Annotated in this window: 8 protein-coding genes, 1 rRNA gene and 3 pseudogenes; 2 read left to right on the top strand and 10 right to left on the bottom strand. The window is 69.1% G+C overall.

Annotated features, from left to right (window positions below; genetic code table 11):
• Window positions 1-272: 272 nt before the first annotated feature.
• The 6 genes and pseudogenes from RV983_RS10905 to RV983_RS10930 all read right to left on the bottom strand — a co-directional run.
• A 16S ribosomal RNA gene (locus tag RV983_RS10905) occupies window positions 273-1,790 on the bottom strand.
• Window positions 1,791-2,248: 458 nt separating this feature from the next.
• The gene (locus RV983_RS10910; protein WP_475985595.1) at window positions 2,249-3,934 is read right to left on the bottom strand and encodes a ribonuclease J; all 1,686 of its coding nucleotides are present in this window, start codon (window positions 3,932-3,934) and stop codon (window positions 2,249-2,251) included.
• A gap of 126 nt (window positions 3,935-4,060) precedes the next feature.
• Window positions 4,061-4,969 (bottom strand): 4-hydroxy-tetrahydrodipicolinate synthase, encoded by a 909-nt coding sequence (gene dapA / locus RV983_RS10915; RefSeq protein ID WP_475985596.1) that lies wholly within the window; start codon window positions 4,967-4,969, stop codon window positions 4,061-4,063.
• Window positions 4,970-5,137: 168 nt separating this feature from the next.
• Window positions 5,138-5,587 (bottom strand): annotated as a pseudogene (thyX, locus tag RV983_RS10920) (FAD-dependent thymidylate synthase); the annotation flags it as partial.
• 3 nt (window positions 5,588-5,590) lie between these two features.
• Window positions 5,591-6,517 (bottom strand): annotated as a pseudogene (locus tag RV983_RS10925) (HNH endonuclease); the annotation flags it as partial.
• Window positions 6,497-6,793 (bottom strand): annotated as a pseudogene (locus RV983_RS10930) (FAD-dependent thymidylate synthase); the annotation flags it as partial. The pseudogenes RV983_RS10930 and RV983_RS10925, both read right to left, overlap by 21 nt.
• 173 nt (window positions 6,794-6,966) lie before the next feature.
• Here RV983_RS10930 and RV983_RS10935 point away from each other — a divergent pair.
• Together RV983_RS10935 and argB are read left to right on the top strand one after the other, a co-directional pair.
• Window positions 6,967-7,518 (top strand): hypothetical protein, encoded by a 552-nt coding sequence (locus RV983_RS10935; protein WP_475985597.1) that lies wholly within the window; start codon window positions 6,967-6,969, stop codon window positions 7,516-7,518.
• Between the two features lie 828 nt (window positions 7,519-8,346).
• Window positions 8,347-9,207, top strand: a complete 861-nt coding sequence (gene argB, locus RV983_RS10940; RefSeq protein ID WP_475985598.1) for an acetylglutamate kinase — start codon at window positions 8,347-8,349, stop codon at window positions 9,205-9,207.
• Between the two features lie 34 nt (window positions 9,208-9,241).
• Here argB and RV983_RS10945 read toward each other — a convergent pair whose 3' ends face one another.
• The 4 genes from RV983_RS10945 to RV983_RS10960 form a co-directional block, all read right to left on the bottom strand.
• Window positions 9,242-9,691, bottom strand: coding sequence for a tetratricopeptide repeat protein (locus tag RV983_RS10945; protein ID WP_475985599.1), 450 nt, complete (start codon window positions 9,689-9,691; stop codon window positions 9,242-9,244).
• A gap of 45 nt (window positions 9,692-9,736) precedes the next feature.
• The gene (gene dapB, locus RV983_RS10950; RefSeq protein ID WP_475985600.1) at window positions 9,737-10,489 is read right to left on the bottom strand and encodes a 4-hydroxy-tetrahydrodipicolinate reductase; all 753 of its coding nucleotides are present in this window, start codon (window positions 10,487-10,489) and stop codon (window positions 9,737-9,739) included.
• Window positions 10,490-10,559: 70 nt separating this feature from the next.
• The gene (locus RV983_RS10955) at window positions 10,560-11,936 is read right to left on the bottom strand and encodes a M16 family metallopeptidase (RefSeq protein ID WP_475985601.1); all 1,377 of its coding nucleotides are present in this window, start codon (window positions 11,934-11,936) and stop codon (window positions 10,560-10,562) included.
• On the bottom strand, window positions 11,933-14,176 hold the full coding sequence (locus tag RV983_RS10960) for a polyribonucleotide nucleotidyltransferase (RefSeq protein ID WP_475985602.1): 2,244 nt from the start codon (window positions 14,174-14,176) through the stop codon (window positions 11,933-11,935). The genes RV983_RS10955 and RV983_RS10960 overlap by 4 nt, the downstream gene beginning before the upstream one ends.
• Window positions 14,177-14,456 lie beyond the last annotated feature (280 nt).

The raw sequence follows: 14,456 nt of genomic DNA on the forward strand, positions 1-14,456 counted from the left end.
ATGCAGTTCTCAAACAACGACCCGTCACCCAGATCCCCCCACAAACGCGAGGCTCTCCGAGTCCGGTCCACAACCGAGAACACTTCCGTGCCCTCAGGACCCAACAGCGCGCCCGACCCGGCCCCATCAGATTCACATTCCACGCCGAAGCAGTACTAGTGAACCCTCAAGACCGTGCCGAATAGTCAACGTTCCACCCATGAGCTGACCACCGCCGAACATTTGCCGGCGTAGTGGCTCTGGACCCCCGAAAGGGTCTAGATGCTCCTTAGAAAGGAGGTGATCCAGCCGCACCTTCCGGTACGGCTACCTTGTTACGACTTCGTCCCAATCGCCAGTCCCACCTTCGACGACTCCCTCCCTTACGGGTTGGGCCACCGGCTTCGGGTGTTACCGACTTTCGTGACGTGACGGGCGGTGTGTACAAGGCCCGGGAACGTATTCACCGCAGCACTGCTGATCTGCGATTACTAGCGACTCCGACTTCATGGGGTCGAGTTGCAGACCCCAATCCGAACTGAGACCGGCTTTTTGAGATTCGCTCCACCTCGCGGTATCGCAGCTCATTGTACCGGCCATTGTAGCACGTGTGCAGCCCAAGACATAAGGGGCATGATGACTTGACGTCGTCCCCACCTTCCTCCGAGTTGACCCCGGCGGTCTCCTGTGAGTCCCCGGCATAATCCGCTGGCAACACAGGACAGGGGTTGCGCTCGTTGCGGGACTTAACCCAACATCTCACGACACGAGCTGACGACAGCCATGCACCACCTGTACACCGACCACAAGGGGGCACCCATCTCTGAGTGTTTCCGGTGTATGTCAAGCCTTGGTAAGGTTCTTCGCGTTGCGTCGAATTAAGCCACATGCTCCGCCGCTTGTGCGGGCCCCCGTCAATTCCTTTGAGTTTTAGCCTTGCGGCCGTACTCCCCAGGCGGGGAACTTAATGCGTTAGCTGCGGCGCGGACGACGTGGAATGTCGCCCACACCTAGTTCCCAACGTTTACGGCGTGGACTACCAGGGTATCTAATCCTGTTCGCTCCCCACGCTTTCGCTCCTCAGCGTCAGTATCGGCCCAGAGATCCGCCTTCGCCACCGGTGTTCCTCCTGATATCTGCGCATTTCACCGCTACACCAGGAATTCCGATCTCCCCTACCGAACTCTAGCCTGCCCGTATCGACTGCAGACCCGGGGTTGAGCCCCGGGCTTTCACAATCGACGCAACAAGCCGCCTACGAGCTCTTTACGCCCAATAATTCCGGACAACGCTCGCACCCTACGTATTACCGCGGCTGCTGGCACGTAGTTAGCCGGTGCTTCTTCTGCAGGTACCGTCACTTTCGCTTCTTCCCTGCTGAAAGAGGTTTACAACCCGAAGGCCGTCATCCCTCACGCGGCGTCGCTGCATCAGGCTTTCGCCCATTGTGCAATATTCCCCACTGCTGCCTCCCGTAGGAGTCTGGGCCGTGTCTCAGTCCCAGTGTGGCCGGTCGCCCTCTCAGGCCAGCTACCCGTCGTCGCCTTGGTAGGCCATTACCCCACCAACAAGCTGATAGGCCGCGGGCTCATCCTGCACCGCCGGAGCTTTCCACCAACCCCCATGCAGGGGAAGGTAATATCCGGTATTAGACCCCGTTTCCAGGGCTTGTCCCAGAGTGCAGGGCAGATTGCCCACGTGTTACTCACCCGTTCGCCACTGATCCACCCCGAAGGGCTTCACCGTTCGACTTGCATGTGTTAAGCACGCCGCCAGCGTTCGTCCTGAGCCAGGATCAAACTCTCCGTGAATGTCTTCACGAGAGCGGCACCATCGGGAGGAATAATCCCGACGTGCCCAGCGTCCTCGCTGTGTTTTTCTTCAAAGGAACCTCGCCCCAGACCGTACGGTCTGAAGACGGGGTATCAACATATTTGGCGTTGACTTTTGGCACGCTGTTGAGTTCTCAAGGAACGGAAGCTTCCTTCGAGACCGTTTCACCGGCCCCTCCGGGCTTTCCCTTCGTTGTCACCAGCTTATCAGACTCTTTCGGGCCTGATTCCCGCCGGCGGGGATTCTTGCTTTCCTGCTTTTGCGTTCCGGCCTTTCGGCTTTCCCGCTTCACCGACTTTAGCAGATGCTTTCCGTCGGATTTACCACCGGATTTCGAGGACACACGTTTCCGCGATGTTTCGTCCCGGGGGTTGTGACAACGTACTGGAGCGGGCCGCCCCGATGCAAATCGGGGCGGCCCGCTCCTGGTGGATCGTCAGACCTCCACGACCACAGGGAGGATCATCGGCCGCCGGCGGTAGGTGTCGGAGACCCACTTCCCGACGGAGCGGCGGATGAGCTGCTGCAGTTGACGCACCTCGGCGACGCCGTCGGATGCCGCGCGGGCGAAGGACTCCTCGACCTTGGGGAGTACCGCGGCGAAGGCCTCGTCGTCGATACCCGAGCCGCGGGCCTGGATGAACGGGCCGCCGACGAGCTTGCCGGTGCTCGCATCCACGACGACGAAGACCGAGATGATGCCTTCCTCACCAAGGATGCGGCGATCCTTGAGCGAGCTCTCGGTGACGTCGCCGACGGAGAGCCCGTCGACGTACACGTACCCCGCCTGGACCTTGCCGACGACCTTGGCGACGCCGTCCACGAGGTCGACGACGACACCGTCCTCGGCGATGACGCAGCGCTCCTTAGGAATGCCGGTCGCCGCACCGAGGTCGGCGTTGGCCCGCAGATGGCGCCATTCACCGTGGACCGGCATGAGATTGCGCGGCTTGCAGATGTTGTAGAAGTACAACAGCTCGCCCGCGGAGGCGTGGCCGGAGACGTGCACCTTGGCGTTGCCCTTGTGCACCACGTGGGCGCCCCAGCGGGTCAGGCCGTTGATCACGCGGTACACCGCGGTCTCGTTGCCGGGGATGAGCGAGGACGCCAGGACCACGGTGTCGCCCTCGACGATGCGGATCTGGTGGTCCCGGTTGGCCATGCGCGAGAGCGCCGCCATGGGTTCGCCCTGCGAGCCGGTGCAGACCAGCACGACCCGCTCGTCGGGGATGTCGTCGAGCGCCTTGACGTCGACGACCAGGCCGTGCGGGACACGGAGGTAGCCGAGGTCGCGGGCGATGCCCATGTTGCGGACCATGGAGCGTCCGATGAAGGCGACCTTGCGGCCGCGTTCGTGGGCCGCGTCCAGGACCTGCTGGATGCGGTGCACGTGGCTGGCGAAGCTGGCCACGATGATGCGCTTCTCGGCCTTGGCGAAAACCTGCCGGAGCACCGGCAGGATGTCCCGCTCGTGCGGGATGAAGCCGGGGACCTCGGCGTTGGTGGAGTCCGACAGCAGCAGGTCGATGCCCTCCTGCGACAGCCGCGCGAACGCGTGCAGGTCGGTGAGACGGCCGTCGAGCGGCAGCTGGTCCATCTTGAAGTCGCCGGTGTGCACGACCATGCCGGCCGGGGTCCGGATGGCGACGGCCAGTGCGTCGGGGATGGAGTGGTTGACGGCGACGAACTCGCAGTCGAAGGGGCCGATGCGCTCGCTCTGCCCCTCGGCGACCTCGAGGGTGTACGGCCGGATCCGGTGCTCTGCGAGCTTGGCCTCGATCAGGGCGAGGGTCAGCTTGGAACCGATCAGCGGGATGTCGTCCTTCTCCCGCAGGAGGAAGGGGACGGCGCCGATGTGGTCCTCGTGGCCGTGCGTCAGGACGATGCCGACGATGTCGTCCAGGCGGTCCCTGATCGACGTGAAGTCCGGAAGGATCAGGTCGACTCCGGGCTGCTCCTCCTCCGGGAAGAGCACCCCGCAGTCCACGATCAGCAGGCGTCCCGCGTACTCGAAGACCGTCATGTTCCGGCCGATCTCGCCGAGACCGCCGAGTGGGGTGATCCGCAGGCCGCCCGTGGGCAGCGCGGGGGGCGGGCCGAGCTCAGGGTGCGGATGGCTCAAAGTCTCTCCTCACCACACACGCCGCATCCCCCGGGGGAATCCCCCGGGGGCACGGGACGCGTGTGACATCGTGCTTTCTTCTGTCGGGTACTTCTCATGGTCGATATTCAGTTTTTAAGTCTGTGGTTACAGCTGTACCCCGCCGGCGGCCAGATCGTTCTTCAGCTGCGCCGTCGCCGCCTCGCCGAGCGCGTCGAGGCCGACCAGCGGCAGTCGCAGCGGTCCGGCCGGAAGTCCCCGCCAGGCCAGTGCGGCCTTGGTGGTGATCACGCCCTGGGCGCGGAACATCCCGGTGAAGACGGGGAGCAGCTTCTGGTGGATCTCGGTCGCCTTGTGGACGTCACCGGAGAGATACGCCTCCAGGAGGGCGCAGAGCTCAGGGGTGACCAGATGTCCCACGACGGAGACGAAGCCGACGGCACCGACGGACAGCAGCGGCAGGTTCAGCATGTCGTCGCCGGAGTACCAGGCGAGACCGCTGCGGCTGATCGTCCAGCTCGCGGCGCCGAGGTCGCCCTTGGCGTCCTTGTTGGCCACGATGCGGGGGTGCCCGGCGAGCCGGACGAGGGTCTCGGTCTCGATGGGCACGCCGCTGCGGCCGGGAATGTCGTAGAGCATGACCGGCAGGCCGGTGGCGTCCGCGACGGTGGTGAAGTGCCGGTACAGGCCCTCCTGCGGGGGCTTGTTGTAGTACGGCGTGACCGCGAGCAGGCCGTGCGCGCCGGCCCGCTCGGCCTGGCGGGCCAGTTCGACGGTGTGGTGGGTGTCGTTGGTACCGACGCCGGCCACCACGAAGGCGCGGTCCCCGACCGCTTCCAGGACGGCCCGGACGAGCTGCTCTTTCTCCACGTCACTGGTGGTCGGGGACTCACCGGTGGTGCCGTTGACGACCAGGCCGTCATTGCCTGCGTCGACCAGGTGCGCGGCGAGCCGCTGCGCGCCGTCGAGGTCGAGAGCACCGTCCGCGGTGAACGGCGTGACCATTGCGGTCAGGACCCGCCCGAAGGGGGTCTGCGGAGTGGAGGTCGGAGCCATGAGTACAACGCTACTCGGTGCAGGTGTCCGGAGGACCCCTCGGGACCTGCGAGGAGGACTCCGGCGCTGCCTGCTCGGGGGTTCAAGCAGCACCGGAATCCGTTTCTGCAGACTAGACGAACTGCAGGAAACCCGGCAATCGGAACATTCCGGATGAGTGGCGCAGCGCTACGGTGCGATCCGGCCGTTCGCGTTGAAGGCACTGTGCGTGAGCGGCATGAGCTTCGCCCATTCGGCTTCCATCCGCTCCCCGACCATCTCGATCTCCCGCTGCGGGAAGGACGGCACCTTGGCCAGCTCGTGCTGGGTGCGCAGGCCCAGGAAGTGCATCAGGGAGCGGGCGTTGCACGTGGCGTACATCGAGGAGAACAGGCCGACGGGAAGCGTCGCCCGGGCCACCTCGCGGGCCACGCCGGCGGCCAGCATGTTCTGGTAGGCCTCGTACGACTGGCGGTAGGAGGCCTCCATGGCCTCGCTGACGGCCTTGTGCTGCTCGTGGGAGCCGTGCACGAACTCGTACTTCCCCGGCCGCCCCTGCTGCACCAGCTTGCGGTCCTCGCCGGGTACGTAGAACACCGGCTGCAACTCACGGTAGCGGCCTGACTCCTCGTTGTAGGAGTTGTGCACGACGATGCCGTCGGCGAGGAAGTTGTGCCACGGGCCCTCGACCGACAGGTCGTAGGTCATCTCCTCGGCGTCCTGCGTGACGGAGACGATGCGGTCGGGCAGGGCCGTACCGGTCATCGCTGCGCCCCGGGCGAGCGCCTGCTCCTCGCCGCTCCTGCGGGTGTGGCACTCCTCGCAGACGGGAGCCAGATTGCTCTCGTCCAGGGCGAGGGCGAGGTCCGCGGCGACGGGGACGCGGTGGTTCAGTGCCAGTTCCTCGCGGGGGAAGGAGCGGGCGCACAGGTGGCAGGTACCGGTCGCGCCGATCAGGCGTTCGCGCTGCCGGGAGGTCCACACCCCGATACCGCGCGCCAGGGCCGGGGGCACCGTCGGCCGCGAGGGCTCACGCTCGGGGCCCGCGCCGAGCACGGCGTCGCCCACGGCCAGCTCGCCGGCCTTCGCCCAGCCCTCGGGCGTCAGGACGGCGTGGTCCACGGAGCAGCGCAGGACGCGGCCCGAAGCCGTGGTGATCTTGAGGAGTTGCTTGACGCCCGACTCCATCACGTCGGTGATCCGGGCCCGCTGCGGCAGCAGGGTCTCCTCGTCGTAGCAGCGCACCTGGTTGCGGCGGACCGACTCCAGCGTGCGCAGCCGGGTGCCGGGGTCCTGCTCGCGGAACTCGACCACCGCGCTGTCGGCGGCCTCCCGGCTCTCGTACAGGCCGAGGTAGTGGCTCTCGTCACCCCGACGGACCTCCGCCCGCCACCGGCCCGCCGCGGGATGCCAGGTCACGCCGCCGGCGGAGGCCGGCAGCCGGTCCTCGACGCCCAGGTGCCACAAGCGGTGCAGTTCGCTGATGCTCCTGCGCCGGAGGGTGCCCGCCTCGCTCTCCAGCGTGATCTCGGTGTCGCCGGCGAGGCACCAGCCGACCCGGTGGCGCATGAACTCGCGGAAGACGAAGATCGGGGCGCTCACGAAGAAGGTCATCGAGTTGTGCTCGAAGGGGCTGCCGTGGCGGTCCCGCATGAGGTAGTTGAGCAGACCCTTGGACCGCTCGGGGTCCTTGGTGAGCTCCGCGAGGGACTGCTCGCCCGCGGTGGACACGCGAGCGGCCCACAGGACGTCGGAGTCCGAGGCACTGTGCTTGACGAGTTCGACGGTCACGTCATCACGGAACTGCACGGAATCGGCGGAATCGTCGGCGGGGGTGTCGGTCACCGGGCGTCCTTCCTCTGGCGCTGTGGACGGCGACCAGCCTATTGGCCGGCGCCGACAGCGCCCGACAGCACCGACATCGCCGACAACACCCGCACGCGCCGCAAAGCGGCGCAAAGGCCGACGGTGGCCGACCAGCGGTGGCCCGGTCCGACAGTCCCCTATAGCCTCACCGTGTGTCTCTGCCCTTCCTCGCCGCGGAAAGCGGCCATGACGAGCACCTCGCTGACGCCGACGCCGCACTCCCCTATCGGTCCGTGGACCGGTGGACGCGTCCGTACCGGCCGGGCCCCTGGCGGGTCGCGGTGGCGGCGCTGCTGCTGGTGCTCGCCTCGTACATGCTTTTCGCCGCCGTGGTCATGGGCCTCGCCGGAAGCGGGTCCGGTGTGACGTGGACGGCCGGCGGCGCGGTGCTGGTGATCGTCGCCGTGCTGCGCATGCTGCACGTGGGGTTCTGGGTGAGCGCCCGGGGTGTGCGGCAGGTCAGGCTGTTCCACACGGTGACGCTGCCGTGGGAGCGGGTGGACTCGGTCCGTACGGTGCAGCAGCCGGTGAAGTGGCTCGCGATGCCGCGGACGGTGCAGGGCCAGGCGCTGGTGGTCACCCGCGCCGGCGGTGAGCGGCTGCGCCCGCTGCTGACCGACCACAACGCGGACTTCCTGGGCCGCGCGGAAGCCTTCGACCAGGCCGCCGACGCCATAGAGGCCTGGGCCGCCGGGCCGCGCTAGGACGTCGTCGCCGTTGCCATTGCAGGGCCTCGCGGACCGCGGGCCCTGCAACCGCGTTTCCCGCCCTGGGTACGCTGGTTGAGCGAGCGAGAGGCTCAGCTCCCGGCCGCCGGCAGGGGGGAACCCCGGTCCCGGCGCCGCCAGGAGACCTCGGGGATCGTGGAGCGGGCGGGCAACCGGGGCCGGGTGAACCTCCTGGCCTCCGGGCGGCCCTCGCGGCGGGGAGCTTCTTGCAAGGAAAGCCCCGACTCCGGGGCTTGGGCTGCTCGGGTCCGTGTCGCGCTTGTCCTCTCGGGGACGATGACGTCCCCACCACCTCGATGCCGCGGCCGGCCCGGGCGGCGGAGCGCGTGGTCGCGGCGGCCTCCTCGAAACGGGCCTCGGCCGCGGTGGCCTGGGGCGCCTCCAGGTCGGCCCCGAGGGACCCGGCGGGTTCCGGGCGGCACTGGCCCGGTCAGGGGGACCCGGCCGATGGTGACGGCGACGCTGGGGGCCGCCTCGGGGGCCTTGTCCTCGCTCTCGTCCCGCGCACGAGGAGTCCGGGCCGCAGGGCCGCCCGCTTCTCGCCGAAGGCGAGGGCGATCCGCTTGCCGAAGCCGACGCCGCGGCGGCGGTGTGACATGCACGACACGTCCCGCCGGGGCCGGACCGACAGCCGGCCGTCATCGGACGTTTCCCTGAGCCTGTTATGTTCCGGCCCGGCCCGCCCGACGCCCCGGCGACGGCGCCCGGACGAGCCGACCCCGACGAGGACCTGGAGCGACTGGTGCACGGACCGTCCGGCCCCCATTCCGACGCGTTCCCCCGCGACGACCGTCCGGCCCGTCCGTGACCGCCCTCCTCACCTCCGCCCCGCCGGTTCCCGCGCTGGAACTCCTGCGCGGACGCACGGTGGTGGTCAAGTACGGGGGTCACGCCATGACGGACGACGCACTGCTCGCCGCCTTCGCCGACGACGTCGTCCGGCTGCGGCACGCCGGGGTGCGACCGGTGGTCGTGCACGGCGGCGGCCCGCAGATCAGCGCGCATCTGGAGCGGATGGGCGTACAGGCCCGTTTCCTGGCAGGCCTGCGGGTCACCACGCCGGAGACCCTGGACGTCGTGCGGATGGTGCTGGCGGGCAAGGTGCAGCGCGAACTCGTCGGTCTGCTCAACCGGCACGGCCCGTACGCGGTCGGGCTCACCGGTGAGGACGCGCACACCCTCACCGCGGTGCGCCGCTATGCCGAAGTCGACGGCGAACTCGTCGACATCGGGCTGGTCGGCGACGTGGCCGAGGTCAACACCGGCGCGGTCGACGTCCTCCTGGACCACGGTCACATCCCCGTGGTCTCCCCCATCGGCCGCGGCACCGACGGCCAGGCCTACAACGTCAACGCCGACACGGCCGCGGGCGCCATCGCGGCCGCCCTCGGCGCCGACTCGCTGGTCGTCCTGACCGACGTGCCGGGGCTGTACGCGGACTGGCCGTGCCGCGAGCGGGTGGTGGACCGGCTCACCGCCGACGAGCTGGAGACGATGCTGCCCTCGCTGGGCGGCGGCATGGGCCCGAAGATGCGCGGCTGCCTGCTGGCGGTCCGGGCGGGGGTCCGTTCCGCCCGGATCCTGGACGGCCGTGCCCCGCACGCGCTGCTGCACGCCCTGGCCGGGGGCCCCGCAGGTGGCGGCACGACGGTGCTGCCGGGCTGAGGAGCCTGAAGCCCTCAGTGCCTCGTCACGCTCGTCACGTCTGCGGTGCCCTGCCGCGCAGGGCGATCGCGCGCTGCATCGCCTTGCGGGCCCGCGGGGTGTCACGGGCGTCGTGGTAGGCGACGGCGAGCCGGAACCAGGCACGCCAGTCCTCGGGCGCGGCCTCCGTCTCGGCCTTGCGCCGGGCGAACACCGCGTCCGCCGAGGAGCGGTCGATCCGCCCGCTGGGGGTGCGCACCAACTCGTCCTCGGGCAGTCCGCCCTCGGCCTCCAGCTCCCGGGCCAGCCGGCCCGCATCGCGCGCGAACTGAGTCGTCCGGAGCAGGAACCAGACACCGATCACCGGCAGGACGAGAACCGCCAGGCCGAGGACGACCGTGACCGGGCGGCCGTCCTGGATCAGCCACACGCCGCGGGCGCCGACCAGGGCGAAGTAGACGACGAGGACGGCGGCGGTGACGAAGTAGGTGATCTTTGCGCGCATGATGGGCGATCCGGCTCTCGGTCTCTGACTCTCGGTGACGGACGCTCAGTCCAGGTCCATGAAGTGCTCCAGGCCGAAGGTGAGCCCCGGCGTGGAGACGATCCGCCGCACGCCGAGCAGGACGCCCGGCATGAAGGAGGCGCGGTTCATGGAGTCGTGGCGGATGGTGAGGACCTCGCCGGCGTCGCCGAAGAGGACCTCCTGGTGGGCGACGAGCCCGCGCAGCCGCACCGAGTGCACCGGCACCCCGTCCACGTCGGCGCCGCGCGCCCCGTCCAGGGCGGTTGCGGTGGCGTCCGGCTGCGCGCCGAGGCCCGCCTCGCGGCGGGCGTCGGCGATCAGCTGGGCGGTGCGCGCGGCCGTGCCGCTCGGGGCGTCGACCTTGTCGGGGTGGTGCAGTTCGACGATCTCCGCGGACTCGAAGAAGCGGGCGGCCTGACGTGCGAAGCGCATCGTCAGCACCGCGCCGATACCGAAGTTGGGGGCGATGAGCACGCCCGTCCCCGGGGCGGCGCCCAGCCAGCCGCGCAGGGTGTCCAGGCGCTCGTCGGTCCAGCCCGTGGTACCGACGACGGCGTGGATGCCGTGCCGCAGGCAGAAGTCGAGGTTGCCCATGACCGAACCGGGTGCGGTCAGCTCGACGGCGACCTGGGCGCCGTTCTCGGCCAGCGCCTCCAGCTTGTCCTCGCGGCCGATGGCGGCGACCAGCTCCATGTCACCGGCGGCCTCGATAGCCTTGACCGCCTCCGTGCCCATACGGCCACGGGCACCGATCACACCCACGCGGATTGTGCTCATCGTTCCTGTCCTTCGGTCGGTAGGGCTTGGGGCTGGACAGCGCCGGCCACGGCCGGCCGGGACTCGGTGCTCAGACCAGGCAATCGTGCAGGCGGGCCACCTGCTTGTCCTTGAGCGGGCCTATGACGGCCAGCGAGGGCCGCTGCCCGAGCACGTCCCGGGCGACCGCGCGGACCTCCTCGGGGGTCACCGCGGCGATCCTCTCCAAGGTGGCGTCCACCGACATCTGCTCGCCCCAGCACAACTCACTCTTGCCGATGCGGTTCATCAGGGCGCCGGTGTCCTCCAGGCTGAGCACGGTCGAGCCGGAGAACTGGCCGACGGCGCGCCGCAGTTCCTCGTCGTCGAGGCCGTGCTCGGCGACCTGCTGGAGCTCCTCGCGGCAGATCTTCAGCACCTCCGGCACCCGGCGCGGCTGGCAGCCCGCGTACACCCCGAACAGCCCGCTGTCGGCGAAGGACGAGGTGTAGGAGTACACGCTGTAGGCGAGCCCGCGCTTCTCCCGGACCTCCTGGAACAGCCGAGAGCTCATCCCGCCGCCGAGCGCCGTGTTGAGCACGCCCAGCGCCCAGCGCCGGTCGTCGTGCCGGGACAGGCCGGGCATGCCGAGCACCACGTGGGCCTGCTCGGTGCGCCGTTCCAGCACCTCCACGCGGCCATGGCTGCGCAGGGTCCGGCTGCCGCCGCGCGGCGGCCGGGGAACGGCCTCGGGGTCGCGGAGCGCGCCCGCGTCCTCGAAGGCACGGCGTACCTGCCGGACGACGGCGTCGTGGTCGATGTTGCCGGCCGCGGCGACGACGAGCCGGGTGGGGTCGTAGTGCTTCCGGTAGAAGCGGTGGACCTGGTCCCGGGTGAGGGCGTTGATCGTCTCGACGGTGCCGAGCACGGGGCGGCCCAGCGGGGAGTCGCCCAGCAGCGCGGTGGCGAACAGATCGTGCACCTGGTCGCCGGGGTCGTCCTCGGTCATCGCGATCTCCTCCAGGACGACGCCGCGTTCGGCGTCGATGTCCTCCTGGCGGATGAGAGAGCCGGTCAGCATGTCGCAGACCACGTCGATGGCGAGCGGCAGATCGGTGTCGAGCACCCGTGCGTAGTAGCACGTGTACTCCTTGGCGGTGAAGGCGTTCATCTCGCCGCCGACCGCGTCGATCGCGGAGGAGATCTCCAGCGCGCTGCGCCGTGCCGTGCCCTTGAAGAGCAAGTGCTCCAGATAGTGCGTGGCGCCGTTCAGGGCCGGGGTCTCGTCGCGGGAGCCCACAGAGGCCCAGATACCGAAGGTCGCCGAACGCACGGTGGGCAGCGTCTCGGTGACAACGCGCAGCCCCCCGGGCAGGACGCTGCGACGCACGGTGCCGATGCCGTCGAGGCCGGGGAGCAGGGTCTGCGTGCGGACGGCCCGCCCCTTGGTGGAGGGGCGGGCCGTCACACGAGTGGAGCGGTCGGTCACTGCTCGGACGCGTCCTCGGACGCGTCGTCGCCGTCGCCGTCAGCGCCGGACTCGTTCTCTTCCCCTTCGACGACGGGGATCAGCGAGAGCTTGCCGCGCTGGTCGATCTCCGCGATCTCGACCTGGACCTTGGCGCCCACGGCGAGGACGTCCTCGACGTTCTCCACGCGCTTGCCGCCGGCCAGCTTGCGGATCTGCGAGATGTGCAGCAGGCCGTCCTTGCCCGGGAGCAGGGAGACGAAGGCACCGAAGGTGGTGGTCTTCACGACCGTGCCCAGGTAGCGCTCGCCGACCTCGGGCATCGTCGGGTTGGCGATGCCGTTGATCACGGTGCGGGCGGCCTCGGCGGACGGACCGTCGGCGGCACCGATGTAGATGGTGCCGTCGTCCTCGATCGTGATCTCGGCGCCGGTGTCCTCCTGGATCTGGTTGATCATCTTGCCCTTGGGGCCGATGACCTCACCGATCTTGTCCACCGGGATCTTGACGGTGATGATGCGCGGGGCGTTCGGCGACATCTCGTCCGGAGTGTCGATCGCCTCCATCATCACGTCGAGGATGTGCAGACGGGCGTCGCGGGCCTGCTTGAGGGCCGCGGCCAGGACCGACGCCGGGATGCCGTCGAGCTTGGTGTCCAGCTGCAGCGCCGTGACGAACTGCTTGGTGCCGGCGACCTTGAAGTCCATGTCGCCGAACGCGTCCTCCGCACCGAGGATGTCGGTGAGGGTGACGTAGTGGGTCTCGCCCTCGATCTCCTGCGAGATCAGGCCCATGGCGATACCGGCGACGGGGGCCTTCAGCGGCACACCGGCGTTCAGCAGCGACATGGTGGAGGCGCAGACCGAGCCCATCGACGTGGAGCCGTTGGAGCCCAGCGCCTCGGAGACCTGGCGGATGGCGTACGGGAAGTCCTCGCGGGACGGCAGGACCGGGAGGATCGCCCGCTCGGCGAGCGCGCCGTGGCCGATCTCACGGCGCTTGGGGGAGCCCACGCGGCCGGTCTCGCCGACGGAGTACGGCGGGAAGTTGTAGTTGTGCATGTAGCGCTTGCGCGTCTCGGGCGCCAGCGTGTCCAGCTGCTGCTCCATGCGCAGCATGTTCAGCGTGGTGACACCCAGGATCTGGGTCTCGCCGCGCTCGAACAGCGCCGAGCCGTGCACCCGCGGGATCGCCTCGACCTCGGCGGCCAGGGTGCGGATGTCGGTGACACCGCGGCCGTCGATGCGGACCTTGTCCTTGATGACGCGCGAGCGGACCAGCTTCTTGGTCAGCGAGCGGTACGCGGCGGAGATCTCCTTCTCGCGCCCCTCGAACTGCGGCAGCAGCTTCTCGGCGGCGAGCGCCTTCACACGGTCCAGCTCGGCCTCGCGGGCCTGCTTGCCGGCGATGGTCAGCGCCTGCTTGAGCTCGTCGGCGACGGAGGACTCGAGCGCCTCGAACACGTCGTCCTGGTAGTCCAGGAAGATCGGGAACTCGGCGGTCTCCTTGGCGGCCTTGGCGGCCAGGTCGGCCTGCGCCTTGCACAGCACCTTGATGAAGGGCTTGGACGCGTCCAGGCCCGCCGCGACGATCTCCTCGGTCGGTGCCTCGGCACCGCCCTCGACCAGCGCGATCGTCCGGGTGGTGGCCTCGGCCTCCACCATCATGATCGCGACATCGCCGTCCTCGAGCGTGCGGCCGGCGACGACCATGTCGAAGACGGCGTCCTCCAGCTCGCTGTGCGTCGGGAAGGCGACCCACTGGCCGCGGATCAGCGCGACGCGGACGCCGCCGACCGGGCCGGAGAACGGCAGGCCGGCCAGCTGCGTGGAGCAGGAGGCGGCGTTGATGGCGACCACGTCGTAGAGGTGGTCGGGGTTGAGCGCCATGATCGTCGCCACGACCTGGATCTCGTTGCGCAGGCCCTTCTTGAAGGACGGGCGCAGCGGGCGGTCGATCAGGCGGCAGGTGAGGATCGCGTCCTCGGAGGGGCGGCCCTCACGACGGAAGAAGGAACCGGGGATCCGCCCGGCCGCGTACATGCGCTCCTCGACGTCCACCGTCAGCGGGAAGAAGTCGAGCTGGTCCTTCGGGTGCTTCGAGGCGGTGGTGGCCGACAGCACCATGGTGTCGTCGTCCAGGTAGGCCACGGCCGAGCCGGCGGCCTGACGGGCCAGACGGCCCGTCTCGAAGCGGATCGTACGGGTGCCGAAGCTGCCGTTGTCGATCACGGCTTCGGCGTAGTGGGTCTCGTTCTCCACTATGGGAATTCTCCTCTTTCGTGCCGCCGGGCGTCTTCCCGGTGGCCGTCGGTGGAGGGGCGTCCCGCCGGGCCGGTCTTCGATCGAAGCCACCGGGACGTACCTGCTGCCCGGGGGCCACTACCGAGGACCGGCTCTGGTGGCTCTTAGGAGGACGCTCCCTCCGCATGCTCTATGGCGTTGTGTGTGGGACCAGCCTACAAAGCTTCGGCCCCGGTCTCGCGTCCAGCGCGGTTCCCCACGTACGCCAAGGGAGCGGCTCCCGGACGGGAACCGCTCC

This window comes from Streptomyces sp. RLA123, from assembly GCF_056270165.1.